This window comes from Chromobacterium fluminis (genome assembly GCF_011602385.1).
GTDB classification, from domain to species: domain Bacteria; phylum Pseudomonadota; class Gammaproteobacteria; order Burkholderiales; family Chromobacteriaceae; genus Chromobacterium; species Chromobacterium fluminis.
In genome coordinates this window covers 37,485-55,549 of record NZ_JAAOMA010000011.1, presented here as the reverse complement: position 1 = coordinate 55,549, position 18,065 = coordinate 37,485, and the positions used below count along the sequence as shown (strand labels likewise).

The window sequence follows — 18,065 nt, the reverse complement described above, 5'->3', positions numbered from 1 at the left end:
CCCGCAGGAGCGAAACATGACGAAAACCGCGGAGAAAGCGGAGTGTACACACGGTACATGAGCATTTCGAAGGGGTTTTCAATGCCGTATCGCCGACGCGCAGCAGATTGTAAGCAGCTTCTTACTGACCGACGCCGCGACGCTCATATACTGCCTGCGCCAAGGTGCCCAGATCGACGTATTCCAGCTCGCCGCCCACCGGCATGCCGCGCGCGATGCGCGTCACATTCAAACCACGCTCCTTCAGCAGTTCGGCGATCATATGCGCGGTGACCTCGCCCTCGGCGGTGAAATTGGTGGCGATGATCACCTCCTGCACTCCGCTGTCCGCCGCCCTCACCAGCAGCTTGTCCAGATTGATGTCTCGCGGGCCGACATTGTCCAGCGGCGAGATGCGGCCCATCAGCACGAAATACAAGCCGTCGAAGCATTTGGCCTGCTCCAGCGTCAGCAGATCCGCCGGCATCTCCACCACGCACAGCAAATCCTGCCGGCGCTCCTCGTCGGCGCAGATCGGGCACAGAGGGGTTTCGCTGAAGGTATTGCAACGCTCGCAGTGGGTCAGCTGGGTCAAGGCGCGGTCCAGCGCGCGCGCCAGCTTGTCCGCGCCCTTCTTGTCGCGTTGCAGCAGATGGAAGGCCATGCGCTGGGCAGTCTTGGGACCGACGCCCGGCAACACTTTCAGAGCGGAGATCAAATGGTCTAGAGCGGGAGGGTTCTTCATCGCTTTCACAATCGGTAAAAACGGCGGCGCAAACGCGCATGCCGCCAGGCAAAGACCAGACGGAAAATGCCGTAATGCAGTGTCAAAAGCCAGGGCACACGCGGCGCGAAGCCGATGCGGTCCACCACTTCGCAGCCATCGGACAAGGCGCGTACCCGCCTCCGGTGCAACCAGCGCCGCTGAGTCAGCATGGTCGAACGCTCGTCGAAAGCCCCCGGCTCCAAACGCGTCAACCCCAAGTCGTCACACTCCACCGGCAACAAGCCGAACAACAGAATCCAGCAAGGCCCGATGCGCGCCGGCGGCTTCAGTCCGGCGGGCAGCGCCTTGCCCGGCAAGCGCATGCCGAGCCAGGGCCATAATTCGTCGTTGACGCCGGCGGCGCTGGTCGCGTGCGCCCACACCCTGTCGGCATCCACGCTCAGCCGGCTGCGCACGGTGAAATGGGCGAAGCGGCGCATCGGGGTCAACGCAAAAATGGCCCGGCGCGCGCCGAGCCATCCGGATGCCGAAATCGGCGCGATCAGAACGGCAGCTTCATGCCGGCCGGCAGATTCAGGCCGGCGGAAAAACCGGACATCTTTTCCTGGGTGGTGGCTTCCACCTTGCGCACCGCGTCGTTGAACGCGGCGGCGATCAGGTCTTCCAGCATTTCCTTGTCTTCCTTGGCGTCGTCCAGCAGGCTGTCGTCCAGGCTGACGCGCTTAACGTCGTGCGAGCAGGTCATCACCACCTTGACCATGCCGGCGCCGGACTGGCCTTCCACTTCCACCGTGGCCAGTTCTTCCTGCGCCTTTTTCATATTGTCCTGCATTTGCTGGGCCTGCTTCATCAGGCCGGCGATGCCACCTTTGCCAAACATAATCGTTTCACTCCTTCACGGGTTGAATGGTTTCGATGAGCAGCGTCGCGTCGAATTCGCGCACCATTTGCTGCACCACCGGATCGTTTTTCATATTCTCGCGCGCGATGTTCAACTGCTCCTGCCTATGGCGGGCATCTTTCATCGCCGGCGTTTCCAGGCCCAGTTCCTCTACCGTCACCGCCAGCTCCACCGGCCGGCCGAAACGTTCGCTCAACGCCAGCTTGAGCTTGTCCTGATAATCGCGGCTGGTCATGTGGCGGAAGCTCTCCGGCACCGCCAGCGCCAGGCGATCCTGGCCCCAGTCCTTCAATACCGCATTATGGGCCAGCATGCGCGCCGCGCCCAGCTTGACGCCCAATTCGGTCACCAAGGCCTGCCAGTCGCCGTCGAACTGATAATCGACCGCTTCCTCCGGCTCTTGCTGCAAATAGGACGGCATCTCCTCGTCCGCCGCGGCGCCCCGATCCCAGGGCACATCGTCGGGGCTGACGTCGCCGTCGCTATCGCTTTCCTCGTCGTCCGCGTCTTCCGGCCTGGCCGGCGGCGCGGCCGGGCGGGCGGGAGCGGTTTGCTGCGCGGCCAGCGGAGCCGGCCTGGCTTCCGGCGCGGCAGGCTCGGGTTCGGGTTCCGCCGCCGGGGCGCTTTCCTGTACCGGCGGCGGCGCGGACTGACGCGGAGCCGGCGAACTCAGACCGGCGGCCTGCAAGGCGCGCGCGGCCGGCGAAATGCCCCCGGGCGCGGCCGGGGCCGGCTGTGCTTGCGGCGGTTGCGGACGCGTTGGCGCGACGGCGGCAGGTCGCGACGGCGCGGCTTCGGCACCGGCATTTGCCGGGTGGAAGGCCAGCATGCGCAGCAGGGTCATACTGAAACCGGCATGCTCATCCGGCGCCAGCGCCAAGTCTTTGCGGCCATGGATAGCTATCTGGTAATACAGCTGCACGTCCTGCGGCGCGATGGCGTCCGCCAGCGCCTGCAAGGCGTCGCGCTCCGGCTCGTCCTGAGCGATCGCCTGCGGCACGGTCTGCATCAGCGCCAACTGCTGCAACAAAACCGCCAGTTCGCTCAACGCGCCTTCGAAGCTGACGCCGCGCTCGGCCAGGCCGTCGGCTTCGGCCATCAGCTGCGGGCCGTCGCCGGCCGCCAGCGCCTGCAGCAAGGCGAACAGGTAACGACGGTCCACCGCGCCCAGCATCGCGCGCACGCCGTCTTCCTTCACCTCGCCCAGACCGTAGGCGATGGCCTGGTCCAGCAGCGACTGCGCGTCGCGCATGGAGCCGGAGGCCGCGCGGCCCAGCAAAGCCAGCGCCGGCGCCTCGTAGGCGATGCCCTCCACGTCCAGCATATGGGCCAGATGGCCGGCCACTTGCTGCGGCGTCATATTGCGCAAGGAGAACTGCAGACAGCGGCTCAACACCGTGACCGGCACTTTCTGCGGGTCGGTGGTGGCCAGGATGAATTTGACGTGGGCCGGCGGCTCCTCCAGCGTCTTCAGCATCGCGTTGAAGGCGCTCTTGGACAGCATGTGCACTTCGTCGATGATATAGACCTTGAAGCGGCCGGACGTCGGCGCGTACTGGGCGTTTTCCAGCACTTCGCGGATATTGTCGATGCCGGTATTGGACGCGGCGTCGATCTCCAGCAGATCGACGAAGCGGCCAGTGTCGATCTGGCGACAGGCCGAACATTCGCCGCAGGGTTCGGCGGTAGTGCCGGTTTCGCAGTTCAGGCTCTTGGCCAGAATCCGGGCGATGGTGGTCTTGCCCACCCCGCGCGTCCCCGTCAGCAGATAAGCGTGATGCAGGCGCTGTTCTTTGAGGGCGTTGGTCAAGGCGCGCACCACGTGCTCCTGGCCGACCAAATCGGCAAAGCGCTTGGGACGCCACTTACGGGCAAGGACTTGATAGCTCATGGGGGCGGATTTTAATGGCAATTGACGCGCGTGGCGACAGGTTTCGCGCCGCCGCGGCGGGCGGCGCGCGGCGTCACGGCTGCGCGGCGGCCTGGCCCGCCAGGTAGCGTTGGCGCAGCTGATCCGCGATTTCCTGCACCGCCTTGGCGTACAGCGTGCTGCGGTTGTAGCGGGTAATCACGAAGAAGTTGTTGAGGCCCAGCCAGTATTCGGTCACGCCCGGCGCCGTTTCCAGCGGCACCAGCACCGCCGGCACGTCATCGGCCACCGGCGACTGCGGCGTCACGCCCATTTTCTTCAGCTCCCCCACGGTGTAATGCAAATTGAACTTGTCGGCGATCAGTTGATCAATCTGCGGCCCCGGCTGCACGCTGGCCGGCAAGATGACATCGTCGCCGTGGCGCCAGCCGTGGCGCTGGAAGTAATTGGCCACGCTACCGATCACGTCGTCCGGATCGCTCCAGATGTCGCGGTGACCGCTGCCGTCGAAATCCACCGCCCATTTTCGGAAGCTGGACGGCATGAATTGCGGCCAGCCCATCGCGCCGGCGTAAGAGCCCTTCAGCGTCAGCGGATCCTTGCCCTCCTCCTTGGCCAGCAGCAGGAACTCTGTCAGTTCCTTGCGGAAGAATTCCGCGCGGCGCGGGTAATCGAAGCCGATGGTGGACAAGGCGTCCACCAGGCGGAACGATCCGGTGTTGCGGCCGTAATGGGACTCCACCCCCAGAATGGCGACGATGAGCTCAGGCGCCACGCCGTACTGCTGCTCGGCGCGCGTCAGCGCGGCGGCGTTGGCGCGCCAGAACGCCACGCCGTCGGCGATGGTCTTTTCCCCCACCGAGGAATTGCGGAATTGATACCAGGGCCGCGAGGTGGACGGCTTATCCAGTATCTTGATGATATTGGGCTTGAGTTCGACATTGGCGAACACCGCCTCCAGCTCCGGACGGTTGAACTGACCGCCTGCCACTTGCTCGTCGATGTAGCGCTGAACGTCCGGACGCGCCAGGAAAGCCGCGTCGGCCTGCGCCAGCTGGAAGGAGAACAGGGCCGCCAACGGGGCCAGTTTAAGCAAAGATTTCATGGGCTGGTTTCTGAATAAGCGTTTTTGACTTAGCCACGCTCCTCAAAGAACGCGGCGCGAAAACAAAGCCTCAAGTCTCGCAAGCTCGCGGCCACGCGCTAAGCCTGTTCAAATGTCTTGCGAGCAAGGCGGCTAAAGAGGCGGAATGGTCGTACGATACGTGAGCATTCTTTGGTTTCAACACTCTTCTCAATCCATCCCGCCAACGCACAGCCGATCGTAAACAAGTCCTAAATCCGGAACGACAAGGCGCTGGACACCAAGCGCGCGGTGATGTCGACGATGGGTATCACGCGCTCGTAAGCCATCCGGGTGGGGCCGACAACGCCCAGCGCGCCGACCACCTGGCCGTTGATCCGGTAAGGCGCCGTCACCACCGAGCACTCGTCCAGCGTCACTACGCCTGACTCCTCGCCGATGAAAATGTTCACCCCTTGCGCATCGCGCCCCTGGTTCAGCAATTTCAGCAACTCGGTCTTGCGCTCGAAGACATTGAACAGCTGACGCAGCCGCGACAAATCATCAGACAGGTCGTTCACCTCCAGCAGCCGGTTGCCGCCGGCCACCACCACCGCCGCACTGCTGGCCGCCATCGAGCTCTGCCCCAGACGAATCGCCGCCGACATCAGCTCGGCGATGTCGCCCTGCAACTGATGCAACTCCTCCGCCACCCGGCTAGCGATGCGGTCCAGCCCCTGACCGGCGTAATGCTGATTGATGAAATTGCCGGCCTCTATCAGTTCCGACGGCTTGTAGTCGCGCTCAGTGGTCAGCAAGTGATTCTGCACGTCGCCGTCCAGCGTCACCAGTATCATCAGCACGCGTCGCTCGGACAGACGCAGAAATTCAATCTGGCGGAAAGCGATATCGGAACGCTGCGGCGTGACGATCACGCCGGCGAAATGAGTCAGTTCTGACAATAAAGACGACGCCGACTGGGCGATGCGCTGCGGGCTGTCCGGCTGCAGGTTCAATTCCAGCTCATGCAGCGCCGCTTCTTCCAACGGCCGGATGGTAAGCAGGCGATCGACGAACAGGCGGTAGCCGCGCGCGGTGGGAACCCGCCCCGCCGAGGTGTGCGGCGCCGCGATCAGCCCCATCGTCTCCAGCTCCGCCAGCACATTGCGGATGGAGGCGGACGACAGCTCGACGCCGGGCAGCATGGACAGGGTTTTGGACCCCACCGGCTGGCCGTCGACGATATAGCGTTCGATCAGGACCTTGAGCAGGTGTTGCGCGCGTTCGTTCATCATGATGGTTTCATTGTACACAGGGTGGACACTTGTAAAAGTGGTCGCAATCACAACTTTTTCAAGCAATATCGCCACGCTCCCGTCCCGAAGGACGGTGGCGCCGGCAAGCGGCCCTGCCGTTGGCCAAGGCTTTATGAGATAATCGACGGCATCTTTTCGGCTATCGGCTCAGCAAGCGCAGGCGCGGCGGGATTCGCCCCCGCGCCGCGCAAACCCCTGTCCGGCATCGGGTTTTTCCCGCCGCCATGGACGCGGGCCGCCGCTGGCCGAGCATTCATTTGTGTAGCGCCCCACACTGGAGACAGCATGGCATCCGAAGACAAGAGCAAAGCGTTGGCCGCGGCCCTTGCCCAAATTGAAAAACAGTTTGGCAAGGGTTCGATCATGCGCATGAGCGACAACCAGATCAACGAAAACCTGCAGGTGGTCTCCACCGGCTCGCTGAGTCTGGACTTGGCGCTGGGCGTCGGCGGCCTGCCGCGCGGCCGCGTGGTGGAAATCTACGGCCCGGAGTCGTCCGGTAAAACCACTTTGTGTCTGCAAGCGGTGGCCGAGATGCAAAAATTGGGCGGCACCTGCGCCTACATCGACGCGGAAAACGCGCTGGACCCGCAATATGCGCAAAAGCTGGGCGTCAAGGTCGACGACCTGCTGATCTCGCAGCCGGACACCGGCGAGCAAGCGCTGGAAATCTGCGACATGCTGGTGCGCTCCAGCGGCGTCGATCTGATCGTGATCGACTCGGTGGCCGCCTTGGTGCCCAAGGCGGAAATCGAAGGCGAAATGGGCGACAGCCACGTGGGCCTGCAAGCCCGTCTGATGAGCCAGGCGCTGCGCAAGCTCACCGGCAACATCAAGCGCACCAACACCCTGGTGATCTTCATCAACCAGATCCGCATGAAGATCGGCGTGATGTTCGGCAACCCGGAAACCACCACCGGCGGCAATGCGCTGAAGTTCTACGCCTCCGTGCGCCTGGACATCCGCCGCACCGGCGGCATCAAGAAGGGCGAGGAAGTGATCGGCAACGACACCCGCGTCAAAGTGGTGAAGAACAAGGTGTCGCCGCCGTTCCGCCAGGCTGATTTCGAAATCCTGTACGGCGAGGGCATCTCCCGCCAGGGCGAGATCATCGAACTGGGCGTCAAGCACGGCTTCATCGACAAGTCCGGCGCCTGGTACGCCTACAACGGCCAGAAGATCGGCCAAGGCAAGGACAACACCCGCGAATGGCTGAAGTCCAACCCGGAAATCGCGGCCGAAGTGGAACGCAAGATCCGCGACGCGGTGGGCATCAAAGTGGAAATCACTGAAGGCCAAGCGGACGAAGAGTTCGCCGACGACGCGCTCGACGCCTGATTCCCTGAATGGAAAAAAGCCTGAGGGCACGAGCCGTCGATCTCCTGTCCCGCCGCGAATACACGCGGCGGGAACTGGAGCGGCGGCTCGCTCCGTTTGCGGAGAGCCCGGAACAATTGACGGCCTTGCTGGACGAGCTGGCCGAACACAGCTGGCAGTCCGATCAGCGTTTCGCCCAGCAGTTCGCCGACAGCAAGGGCCAGCGCTACGGCAGCCGCCGCCTGCAACAGGAAATGCGTCAGCGCGGCGTGGACACCGAACTGATCCGCGATACGCTGCAGGGCCGTGACGATTTGGCCACCGCCCAGGCGCAGTGGCGCAAGAAGTTCGGCCAACTACCGGCCACGCCGCAGGAACGCGCGCGCCAGATCCGCTTTCTGGCCGGACGCGGCTTCCCGATGACGGTGATTGGCAAGGTGCTTAGCGGCGCCGCCGACGACGACTTTCCCGCCGACGAGGACTGAGCATGCAAACGCGCAGCATCGCCACCCATATCGACATAGCCGCTGCGCCGTCCGCGGTCTGGCGCGTGCTGTGCGACTGGGCCGCCTACCCAGAGTGGAACCCCTTCATCGTCGGGCTGCACGGCCGCCAGCAGATAGGGTCTCGCCTGGTGGTCAGCATTCACCCGCCCGGCCGGCCGCGGCTGACCTTCCGCCCGCGGCTGGAAGTCTTGCAAACGGCGGAGGAGCTGGTCTGGCTGGGACGCGCGCTACTGCCGGGCCTGCTGGATGGCCGCCACAGTTTTCGCCTGGAAGCGCTGGAAAACGGCGGCACCCGCCTGCATCACGGCGAAACGTTCAGCGGTCTGCTCCTGCCCTTGTTCGGCCAGGCGCTGCTGGCCGATGCCCGCAAGGGTTTCGAGTTGATGAACCAGGCGCTCAAGCGCCGCGCCGAAACCCTTGCCAGCGCGGGCGCGGCTTGACACAATCAGCTGTCCGCGCCGCTCTGGGTTTAAGCCCCCAAAGCGGCCCAGAATTCGCAATCTTACGAAATCAAACATGAAAACCTCTGAAATTCGCCAGAAATTCCTGGATTTCTTTGCCGGCAAACACCATCAGGTGGTGCCTTCCAGCAGCCTGATCCCCGGCAACGATCCCACGCTGATGTTCACCGTCGCCGGCATGGTGCAGTTCAAGGACGTGTTCCTGGGCTTTGAAAAGCGCGATTACACCCGCGCCACCACCAGCCAGAAATGCCTGCGCGCGGGCGGCAAGCACAACGACCTGGAAAACGTCGGCTACACCGCGCGCCACCATACCTTCTTCGAAATGCTGGGCAACTTCAGCTTCGGCGACTACTTCAAACAAGACGCGATCACCTTCGCCTGGGAATTCCTGACCGGCGAACAGTGGCTGAACCTGCCCAAGGACAAGCTGCTGGTCACCGTCTACGCCTCCGACGACGAAGCCTACGACATCTGGCACAAGAGCGTGGGCCTGCCGGCCGACAAGATCATCCGCATCGGCGACAACAAGGGCGCGCCGTACGCCTCCGACAACTTCTGGACCATGGGCGACACCGGCCCCTGCGGCCCCTGCACCGAGATCTTCTATGACCACGGCCCAAGCGTGGCCGGCGGCCCTCCGGGCAGCCCGGACGAAGACGGCGACCGCTTCATGGAAATCTGGAACAACGTGTTCATGCAGTTCAACCGCGACGAGTCCGGCACCCTGCATCCTCTGCCCAAGCCGTCGGTAGACACCGGCATGGGCCTGGAACGGCTGTCCACCGTGCTGCAACACGTCAAGTCCAACTACGAGACCGACGCGCTGGCCTGCCTGGTGCGCGCCGCCGCGCGCGAAACCGGCATTGCCTACAGCCAGGACGTGCCGTCGCTGAAAGTAATCGCCGACCACATCCGCGCCTGTTGCTTCATGGTCGCCGACGGCATCTTGCCGTCCAACGAAGGCCGCGGCTACGTGCTGCGCCGCATCGCCCGCCGCGCCATCCGCCACGGCTACAAGCTGGGCCAGAAAGGCCTGTTCTTCCACAAGATCGTCGCCGATCTGGTGGCCGAGATGGGCGACGCCTATCCGGAACTGCGCGAAAAGCAGGCGCATATCGAAGACGCGCTGCGCGCCGAGGAAATCAAGTTCGCCGAGACGCTGGAAATCGGCATGGGCCTGGTCGACTCCGCGCTGGAAGGCGGCAAGACCAAGCTTGACGGCGATACCATCTTCAAGCTCTACGATACCTTCGGCTTCCCGGTGGACCTAACCGCCGACATCTGCCGCGAACGCGACATCCACGCCGACCTGGAAGGCTTCGAGCGCGCGATGGAAGCGCAGCGCGAACGCGGCCGCGCCGGCTCCAGCTTCAAAATGACCGGCAAGGTCAGCTACAGCGGCGCCGACACCTGCTTCCACGGCTATGATTCCGCCAGCACCGACGCCAAGGTCTTGGCGCTGTTCAAGGGCACCGAGGCCGTCGCCGCGCTGGAAGCCGGCGAAGAAGGCATCGTGGTGCTGGACGACACCCCCTTCTACGCAGAAGGCGGCGGCCAGGTCGGCGACGTGGGCGAGATTTCGCTGCAAGGCGGCATCGGCGCGCTGTTCGACGTCAACGACACCCAGAAAATTCAAGCCGCGGTGTTCGGCCACAAAGGCAAGCTGGCCCGCGGCCGCCTGGCCGTCGGCGATAGCGTGACCGCCACCATAGACCTGCACGCGCGCGCCGCCAGCGCCCGCAACCACTCCGCCACCCACCTCTTGCACGCGGCGCTGCGCCACGTGCTGGGCGACCATGTCGCGCAGAAGGGCTCGCTGGTGAATCCGGAGCGCACCCGCTTCGACTTCGCCCACGGCGAACCAGTCAGCGCCGAACAGATCGCCGAGCTGGAGCGCGTGGTCAACCGCGTGATCAGCCACAACTTGCCGGTCAAGGCCGAAGTGATGAGCATGGAAGCCGCGCAGAAATCCGGCGCGATGATGCTGTTCGGCGAAAAATACGGCGATGAAGTGCGCGTGCTGACCATGGGCGACTTCTCCGCCGAACTGTGCGGCGGCACCCATGTGCAGCGCACTGGCGACATCGGCCTGTTCAAGATTGTGGCGGAAAGCGGCGTCGCCGCCGGTGTGCGCCGCGTTGAAGCCGTCACCGGCGAAGGCGCCATCGCCCACATCCAGGCTCAGGACGCCTTGCTGAAAGAAGCCGCCGGCGCGCTGAAAGCGCAAACGCTGGACGAGGTGGCCGTCAAGATCGGCAGCCTGCAAGACAACGTCAAGACCCTGGAAAAAGAGCTGGCCAAGCTCAAGGGCCAGCTGGCCGCTTCCGCCGGCGACAGCCTGGCCGACGGCGCCGCCGACGTCAACGGCGTCAAGGTGCTGGCGGTGGAACTGCCCGGCGCGGACAACAACGCGCTGCGCGAAACCCTGGACAAGCTGAAAGACAAGCTGGGCTCCGCCGCCATCGTACTGGCAGCCAAGGGCGACGGCAAAGTGGCGCTGGTGGCCGGCGTCACCGCCGACCTGACCGCCAAACTCAAGGCCGGCGAGCTGGTCAACTTCGTCGCCCAGCAAGTGGGCGGCAAGGGCGGCGGCCGTCCGGACATGGCCCAAGCCGGCGGCACTCAGCCGGAAAACCTGGCGGCGGCCTTGGCCGGCGTGCAAGCTTGGGTGGCCGGCAAACTCTAAGCCGCACGCCACGCTACGACAAAAGACCGCGCAAGCGGTCTTTTTTTTGCCCGCCTTTTGCCAAATGGGCCAAGCCGCGCGCATGCTGTAACGGGACAACGCAGCGGAAACCGCCATGAACTCGCTCGACACGCTGGAACTGCGCGCGGCGCGCGCCGACGAACTACCCGCCGTACTGACCTTGATCGCCCTCGCCTTCCAACCGCTGGTCGCGCGTTTGCCCAGCCGTCCCACCGCGCTGGACGAGACAGAAGACAGCCTGCGCCAGCGGCTGGACGCAGGGGGACAAGTCTACATCGCCAGCCGGCAGGATACGCCCTTGGCCTGCCTCATCACCGCGCCGCTGAACGCCGTCACGGTGGAATGCAAACGCGTGTGCACCCACCCGGACTGTCAGGGCCTAGGTCTGGGCAAGCGCCTGATGCTGCACAGCGAAGCCCTCCTGAAACAACAAGGTCTCATCCGCATCCAGTTGGCCACCCGCGCCAGCATGCCGGCCAATCTGCGCTTTTATCAGGCGCTGGGCTATCGCATCGTCGCGGAAGATCCTTACCCGACAGGCATTGCCGATCTGCGTATCATTCTGGAAAAACAATTGTAGACGGAGGACGCGGCTTTCTTGCTTCAGGTCAAGGGAATCAGGATTACGAAATACTAATATTGAGAGGCTTAATTTTGGCTTCTCCTTTTGTTGTTTGCATTTCAGCCCTGCTCGCCTCTCCGACCAGGGCATTTTTTTGCGTGCCGCCCAGCATAAAGGCGGCCGCAGCCGCCTTTATCATCCATTCCACGCCGTTTAGAACACCAGCTTGGCCCCGATCAACCCCAACATCACCGCCAGGGTCGGCCGCAGCCAGCGTTCCGCCAGCCGCCGCGTCAGCTTGCTACCCAGCCAGATGCCGGGCAGGGAGCCCGCCAGCAGATTGAGCAAGAGCGGAAAATCCACATTGCCGAGCCCGGCGTGTCCCAGACCGGCCACCAGGGTCAAGGGCACCGCGTGAGCGATTTCGGTGCCCACCAGCCGCGAAGTCGGCAGGGCCGGATACAGCAGGAACAAGGCCAGGGTGCCCAGGGCGCCGGCGCCGATGGAACTCAGCGTCACCAAGGCGCCCAGCGCCACGCCGGTGGCGATGGTCAGGCCAATGCGCGGCTCCAACGACAGGCTGGCCGCACCACGGCCGCCCAGCCAGCGCAGCAGCAAGGGCTTGCTCAGGATGGCGACGGCGGTCAGCAACAACGCCACGCCCAGCACCAGCTTGAACAGAGTGTCCAGCATCTTCTCCGGCAGGTGCAGATAGGACAGGCCGGCCAGCACCAGCAAGGCCGCCGGCACGCTGCCCGCCGTCAACCAGCCGGCGATACGCCAATCAACATGGCCCTGCCGGTGATGTACCGTCACCCCGCCCATCTTGGTCAAGGCCGCGTACAGCAGATCGGTGCCCACCGCGGTGGCCGGAGAAATGCCGAACCACAGCAAGATGGGCGTCATCAGCGAGCCGCCGCCCACTCCTGTCAAGCCGACAATGAAACCCACCGTCAACCCTGCGATCGCATACCCCCACTCCATAAAACCCGCTCCTTGGCCAAGCCATTCGATAGCGGGATGCTACGCCTGTTTCATATAAGGATTTATACCGTTTTGAAACAACATTATTCGAAAAGTTATTTGCCTCAAAGACTTGCTTCAACCGTCCGCGGGATCATGCTGCGGTAACATCGCGCCGGTAGCGTAAAAAGGCAGAGACGGCGAGCAAACACAACATTTGCTTCTAACCGCAACCAAGCAGGGCTTTACAAATCTTCAAAATAGCGTCAATGTCAAAGGGTCAGGGTTTGCCCTGACCTCACACAAGTACGTGACCGAGAGGTGCAAGGATGATGACTTCCCGTATTCCTCTGAGTGTTCGCAGAAAGCAGGCTAGAGACCAGCACGAGAGTTTTCTCTATGCGGTCGCCAAGCCTCAGTTGAGTGATGCTGAGAGGTCGCGCCAGCAGAAAGTGCGTCAACGCGCACATGATCGGGACGATGCCCGGTTCCTGGCAGACCGCTGCGACGACCTGTTCTGAACACCCGCCCGGCGGATTTCCGCCTAATGACGGCTAGCGACCCAGCCTGACGCCAGGCCGCAGCCCTACCTGCCCGCAAATCGCGGCGCCGAATTCCGCCTGCGCCGCCGTCCCACTATTTCGCCTCTTTTCCTAGCTTCCGCCGGCAGGCCGCCGGCCGCGCGTCGTTTGCTCACCATTGGCGACGCCGCCCATTCCCGCGTATAAAAAAAATCCGTTTTCCCGCCCAAATCTGGCTTGAAATGAAATAAAGGCCAGTTTTTCAAACATTTTTATACGATTTTTATCGGCTACCATAGGGTTTTGTCGGGTTTTTGACGTGCGCTTGCGTACCTTCTCATTACTGATTCGAATGGAGATTTTCATGATGGATGTCGTCTATCTGGGACTCGTCCTGCTGTTTGGCGCGCTGAGCTACGGCTTCGTCGCCGGCTGCCGGAAACTGGGAGAAAAGGAATGAGCGTCTGGTATCTGCTCAGCGCGCTAATCGCGCTGGGCCTGCTTGGCTATCTAATCTACGCATTGCTTAAGCCGGAGAATTTTTAATCATGTTCGCCAATTTCATCGGCTCGGCCGCACCCTTGCAGCTGGGCTTGTTCCTGCTGGTGCTGCTGGCGCTGGCCTGGCCGCTGGGCGCCTATATCGCCCGCGTGATGCAGGGCGACAATATCGGCCCCCTGCGCCTGTTCGCTCCCCTGGAGCGCGGCTTTTACCGGCTGGCCGGCGTCAAGCAGGACGAAGACATGGGCTGGCGCGGCTACGCCGTGGCGCTGCTCTTGTTCAATGTGCTGGGCGTGCTGGCGCTGTACCTGCTACAGCGCTTGCAGGGCTGGCTACCGTTCAACCCGCAAGCCATGGGCGCGGTGGTGCCGGACTCCGCGTTCAACACCGCGATTTCCTTCGTCACCAACACCAACTGGCAAGGCTATGGCGGCGAGTCCACCATGGGCTACCTGGTACAGATGCTGGGCCTGACGGTGCAGAACTTCCTGTCCGCCGCCACTGGCGCCGCGGTGGTGCTGGCGCTGGTGCGCGGCTTCGCCCGCCACAGCTCGGCCAAGATAGGCAACTTCTGGGTGGACATCACCCGCTTCACTCTCTATGTGCTGCTGCCGCTGTCCTTCGCGTTCGCGCTGGTATTCAGCCAGCAGGGCATGATCCAGAACCTGGCCGCCTATAAAGACGTACAGACGGTGGAAACCACCCATTACCAGCAGGCCAAGACCGATGCCCAGGGCAATACGGTCAATGGCGCCGACGGCAAGCCGGTGATGGTGGACGCCAGCACGCAGAAACAGACGTTGCCTATGGGGCCGGTGGCCTCGCAGGAAGCGATCAAGCTGCTGGGCACCAATGGCGGCGGTTTCTTCAATGCCAACTCCGCGCATCCGTTCGAGAATCCCACCCCGCTGAGCAACTTCCTGCAATGCCTGGCCATCTTCCTTATTCCGGCGGCGCTGTGCTTCATGTTCGGCCGCATGGTGGGCGACCAGCGCCAGGGCTGGGCCATCATCGCCGCGATGGCGCTGATGTTCGCCTGTGCAGTGGCAACGACCACCGGCGCGGAACAGGCCGGCGTGCCGCAGTTGACCGCCTTGGGCGTGGATCAACAGGCCAACCGTTTGCAGGCCGGCGGCAATATGGAGGGCAAGGAAACCCGCTTCGGCGTCATCGACACCTCGCTGTTCATCGCGGTGACCACCTCCGCCTCCTGCGGCGCGGTCAACGCCATGCATGATTCCTTGACCCCGATAGGCGGCCTGGTGCCCACCTTCCTGATGCAATTGGGCGAGGTGGTGTTCGGCGGCGTCGGCTCCGGCCTGTACGGCATGCTGATCTTCGCCATCCTGGCGGTGTTCATCGCCGGCCTGATGGTGGGCCGCACACCGGAATACCTGGGCAAGAAGATAGAAACTTATGAAATGAAGATGACGGCGATCACCATTCTAGTGACCCCGGTGCTGGTACTGACGCTGACCGCCGTCGCGGTGCTGACCGCCTCCGGCAAGGCCGGCATCCTCAACCCCGGCGCGCACGGCTTCAGCGAGGTGCTGTACGCCTTCACCTCCGCCGCCAACAACAACGGCAGCGCCTTCGCCGGCCTGTCCGCCAACACGCCTTTCTACAACATCGCCACCGGCGTGGCCATGTTCTTCGGCCGCTTTTTCATGATCGTGCCCATCCTGGCCATCGCCGGATCGCTGGCCGCCAAGAAGCGTCTGGCCGTCACCGGCGGCACCCTGCCCACTCACGGCCCGCTGTTCGTGGTGCTGCTGATAGGCACCGTGTTGCTGGTGGGCGCGCTCAACTATGTTCCCGCGCTGGCGCTGGGCCCGGTCGTCGAGCAGTTGCAGATGATCAACGGTCGCTGAGCCTGACGGGAGGATGCAGAAAATGAACAATATCAACCATTCCAATATCCAGCCCGCTCAAGCGGGCCACCGAAGCGCGGCCAAGTCCATGCTGGACCCCAGCCTGGTGAAACCGGCCATCGTCGACTCCTTCAAGAAACTGTCGCCGCGCACCCAGTGGCGCAATCCGGTGATGTTCGTCGTCTACATCGGCAGCATCTTGACCAGCGCGCTGTGGGTTCAGTCGCTGGCCGGCCAGGGCGAGGCGCCGTCCGGCTTCATTCTGGCTGTGGCGCTGTGGCTGTGGTTCACCGTGCTGTTCGCCAACTTCGCCGAAGCGCTGGCCGAGGGCCGCAGCAAGGCCCAGGCGGCCAGCCTGCGCTCCGCCAAGAAAAACGTGGTGGCCAAAAAGCTGTCCGGCCCCAGCCACGACGCCGGCAAGACCGTGATAGACGGCAGCAGCCTGCGCAAGGGCGACTATGTGTTGGTGGAAGCCGGCGACGTGATCCCGGTGGACGGCGAGGTGATCGAAGGCGTGGCCTCGGTGGACGAGTCCGCGATCACCGGCGAATCCGCTCCCGTGATCCGCGAGGCCGGCGGCGATTTCTCCTCGGTCACCGGCGGCACCCGCGTGCTGTCCGACTGGATCGTGGTGCGCATTTCCGTCAACCCGGGCGAAACCTTCCTCGACCGCATGATCGCGATGGTGGAAGGCGCCAAGCGCCAGAAAACCCCGAACGAGATCGCGCTGACCATCCTGCTGGTGGCGCTGACCATCGTGTTCCTGATCGTCACCGTTACCCTGCTACCCTTCTCGCTGTTCAGCGTGGAAGCGGCCAAGGCCGGCTCGCCCATCAGCATCACCACCCTGGTGGCCTTGCTGGTCTGCCTGATCCCCACCACCATCGGCGGCCTCTTGTCCGCCATCGGCGTGGCCGGCATGAGCCGGATGATGGGCGCCAATGTGATCGCCACCTCCGGCCGCGCGGTGGAAGCCGCCGGCGACGTGGACGTGCTGCTCTTGGACAAGACCGGCACCATCACTCTGGGCAACCGCCAGGCCTCCACCTTCATCCCGGCGCCCGGCGTCAGCGAGCAGGCGCTGGCGGACGCCGCGCAACTGGCCTCGCTGGCCGACGAAACCCCGGAAGGCCGCAGCATCGTGGTGCTGGCCAAGAAGCAGTTCAATCTGCGTCAGCGCGAACTGGCCAGCCATGAAGCCGTGTTCATCCCCTTCACCGCGCAAACGCGGATGAGCGGCATAGACTACGACGGCCGCCAGATCCGCAAGGGCGCCATCGACGCCATCCGCCGCCATATCGCCGATCAGGGCGGCCAGTTCCCGGACGCGCTGGCCAAGAGCGCCGATGACGTGGCGCGCCGCGGCTCCACCCCGCTCTTGGTGGCGGAAGGCAACCGCGCCTTGGGCGTGATCGAGCTGAAGGACATCGTCAAGGGCGGCATCAAGGAGCGTTTCGCCGAGCTGCGTCAGATGGGCATCAAGACGGTGATGATCACCGGCGACAACCCGCTGACCGCCGCCGCCATCGCCGCCGAGGCCGGCGTGGACGACTACCTGGCCGAGGCCACGCCGGAAGCCAAGCTCAAGCTGATCCGCAGCCACCAGGCCGAGGGCAAGCTGGTGGCGATGACCGGCGACGGCACCAACGACGCGCCGGCGCTGGCCCAGGCCGACGTGGCGGTGGCGATGAACACCGGCACCCAGGCGGCCAAGGAAGCCGGCAATATGGTGGACCTGGATTCCAACCCCACCAAGCTGATCGAGATCGTGGAAATCGGCAAGCAGATGCTGATGACGCGCGGTTCGCTGACCACCTTCTCCATCGCCAACGACGTGGCCAAATACTTCGCCATCATTCCGGCCGCCTTCGCCAGCACCTATCCGCAATTGAACGCGCTGAACGTGATGGGCCTGAACAGCCCGGCCTCGGCCATCATGTCGGCGGTGATCTTCAACGCCGTCATCATCGTGTTCCTGATCCCGCTGGCGCTGAAGGGCGTCAAATACCAAGCCAAGAGCGCGGCGGAGCTGCTGCGCGGCAACCTGCTGATCTACGGCCTGGGCGGCCTGCTGGTGCCCTTCGCCGGCATCAAGCTGATCGACATGCTGCTGGGCGCGCTGGGCCTGGTATGAGCACCGAAAGGAAAACCCAAATGAAACTGTTACGTCCCCTGCTGGTGGTGTTCGGAGGCCTGACCCTGATCACCGGCCTCGCCTACCCGCTGCTCACCACCGGAGCCGCCCAGGCGCTGTTTCCGTTCCAGGCCAATGGCAGCCTGATCGAACGCGACGGCAAGGTCGTCGGCTCGCGACTGATAGGCCAGAACTTCACCGGCCCGCAATATTTCTGGGGCCGCCCATCCGCCACCGGCCCAATGCCGTACAATGCCGGCGGGTCCAGCGGCTCTAATCTGGGTCCCACCAACCCGGCGCAGCTGGACGCGGTGAAAGCCAATGTGGCGCGCATCCGCGCCGCCCACCCGGCGCAAAGCGGCCCGGTGCCGGTGGACTTGGTCACCGCTTCGGCCAGCGGCCTGGATCCGGAAATTTCCGCCGCCGCGGCTTTCTACCAGTTGGAACGCGTCGCCGCCGCCCGCAAGATGGAGCCGGCCGCGCTGCGCAAGCTGGTGGAAAGCCGGGTGATAGGCGAAACCTTCGGCTTGCTTGGCGAGCCGCGCGTCAATGTGCTGGAATTGAATCTGGCGCTGGACCAGGCCGCCAAAGCCTGATCGACCTTCGGCGCCGGGGGCGTAGCGGGGCTTGCTCCGCCCCCGGCGCTGATGAATGAAGCCGTAC

At 63.8% G+C, this 18,065-nt stretch carries 17 protein-coding genes; 9 read left to right on the top strand and 8 right to left on the bottom strand.

Features of this window, described 5'->3' with window-relative positions:
• Positions 1 to 121 precede the first annotated feature (121 nt).
• From recR to hrcA, 6 genes are all read right to left on the bottom strand, one after another.
• Complete coding sequence (gene recR, locus HA052_RS09785; RefSeq protein ID WP_166451791.1) at positions 122 to 724, bottom strand: recombination mediator RecR; 603 nt, start codon at positions 722 to 724, stop codon at positions 122 to 124.
• A 5-nt stretch (positions 725 to 729) separates the two neighbouring features.
• Positions 730 to 1,185: an Rv1443c family protein gene (locus tag HA052_RS09780; RefSeq protein WP_166451790.1), complete on the bottom strand. Its 456-nt coding sequence runs from the start codon at positions 1,183 to 1,185 to the stop codon at positions 730 to 732.
• 62 nt (positions 1,186 to 1,247) lie between these two features.
• On the bottom strand, positions 1,248 to 1,586 hold the full coding sequence (locus HA052_RS09775; RefSeq protein ID WP_081547734.1) for a YbaB/EbfC family nucleoid-associated protein: 339 nt from the start codon (positions 1,584 to 1,586) through the stop codon (positions 1,248 to 1,250).
• A 7-nt stretch (positions 1,587 to 1,593) separates the two neighbouring features.
• Positions 1,594 to 3,498, bottom strand: coding sequence for a DNA polymerase III subunit gamma/tau (gene dnaX, locus HA052_RS09770; protein WP_166451789.1), 1,905 nt, complete (start codon positions 3,496 to 3,498; stop codon positions 1,594 to 1,596).
• Positions 3,499 to 3,571: 73 nt separating this feature from the next.
• Positions 3,572 to 4,582, bottom strand: a complete 1,011-nt coding sequence (gene mltB, locus HA052_RS09765; RefSeq protein WP_081547738.1) for a lytic murein transglycosylase B — start codon at positions 4,580 to 4,582, stop codon at positions 3,572 to 3,574.
• A 230-nt stretch (positions 4,583 to 4,812) separates the two neighbouring features.
• The gene (gene hrcA, locus HA052_RS09760) at positions 4,813 to 5,835 is read right to left on the bottom strand and encodes a heat-inducible transcriptional repressor HrcA (protein ID WP_081547740.1); all 1,023 of its coding nucleotides are present in this window, start codon (positions 5,833 to 5,835) and stop codon (positions 4,813 to 4,815) included.
• A gap of 306 nt (positions 5,836 to 6,141) precedes the next feature.
• Between hrcA and recA the strand changes: the two genes are divergently transcribed.
• The 5 genes from recA (at position 6,142) to HA052_RS09735 (ending at position 11,430) form a co-directional block, all read left to right on the top strand.
• Entirely contained in the window at positions 6,142 to 7,194 is a 1,053-nt protein-coding gene (gene recA / locus HA052_RS09755; RefSeq protein ID WP_166451788.1) for a recombinase RecA, read from the top strand.
• Positions 7,195 to 7,202: 8 nt separating this feature from the next.
• Positions 7,203 to 7,658, top strand: a complete 456-nt coding sequence (gene recX / locus HA052_RS09750) for a recombination regulator RecX (RefSeq protein WP_166451787.1) — start codon at positions 7,203 to 7,205, stop codon at positions 7,656 to 7,658.
• Positions 7,659 to 7,660: 2 nt separating this feature from the next.
• A complete protein-coding gene (locus HA052_RS09745; RefSeq protein ID WP_166451786.1) occupies positions 7,661 to 8,119 on the top strand; it encodes an SRPBCC domain-containing protein in 459 nt (152 codons plus the stop codon).
• Positions 8,120 to 8,195: 76 nt separating this feature from the next.
• Complete coding sequence (gene alaS / locus HA052_RS09740; RefSeq protein ID WP_166451785.1) at positions 8,196 to 10,829, top strand: alanine--tRNA ligase; 2,634 nt, start codon at positions 8,196 to 8,198, stop codon at positions 10,827 to 10,829.
• Positions 10,830 to 10,944: 115 nt separating this feature from the next.
• Positions 10,945 to 11,430 (top strand): GNAT family N-acetyltransferase, encoded by a 486-nt coding sequence (locus HA052_RS09735; protein WP_166451784.1) that lies wholly within the window; start codon positions 10,945 to 10,947, stop codon positions 11,428 to 11,430.
• 195 nt (positions 11,431 to 11,625) lie between these two features.
• Here HA052_RS09735 and HA052_RS09730 read toward each other — a convergent pair whose 3' ends face one another.
• On the bottom strand, positions 11,626 to 12,396 hold the full coding sequence (locus HA052_RS09730) for a sulfite exporter TauE/SafE family protein (RefSeq protein WP_166451783.1): 771 nt from the start codon (positions 12,394 to 12,396) through the stop codon (positions 11,626 to 11,628).
• A gap of 632 nt (positions 12,397 to 13,028) precedes the next feature.
• A complete protein-coding gene (locus HA052_RS09725) occupies positions 13,029 to 13,262 on the bottom strand; it encodes a hypothetical protein (protein WP_166451782.1) in 234 nt (77 codons plus the stop codon).
• A 90-nt stretch (positions 13,263 to 13,352) separates the two neighbouring features.
• Between HA052_RS09725 and kdpF the strand changes: the two genes are divergently transcribed.
• From kdpF to kdpC, 4 genes are read left to right on the top strand one after another with little or no spacing between them, the layout of a single operon-like run.
• Positions 13,353 to 13,442 carry a K(+)-transporting ATPase subunit F gene (gene kdpF / locus HA052_RS09720; protein WP_019103745.1) on the top strand — a complete coding sequence of 30 codons (90 nt, stop codon included), beginning with the start codon at positions 13,353 to 13,355 and terminating at the stop codon, positions 13,440 to 13,442.
• A 2-nt stretch (positions 13,443 to 13,444) separates the two neighbouring features.
• Positions 13,445 to 15,268, top strand: a complete 1,824-nt coding sequence (gene kdpA / locus HA052_RS09715; protein WP_166451781.1) for a potassium-transporting ATPase subunit KdpA — start codon at positions 13,445 to 13,447, stop codon at positions 15,266 to 15,268.
• A gap of 22 nt (positions 15,269 to 15,290) precedes the next feature.
• Entirely contained in the window at positions 15,291 to 17,402 is a 2,112-nt protein-coding gene (gene kdpB / locus HA052_RS09710) for a potassium-transporting ATPase subunit KdpB (protein ID WP_166451780.1), read from the top strand.
• A 20-nt stretch (positions 17,403 to 17,422) separates the two neighbouring features.
• On the top strand, positions 17,423 to 17,998 hold the full coding sequence (gene kdpC / locus HA052_RS09705) for a potassium-transporting ATPase subunit KdpC (protein ID WP_107731737.1): 576 nt from the start codon (positions 17,423 to 17,425) through the stop codon (positions 17,996 to 17,998).
• Positions 17,999 to 18,065 lie beyond the last annotated feature (67 nt).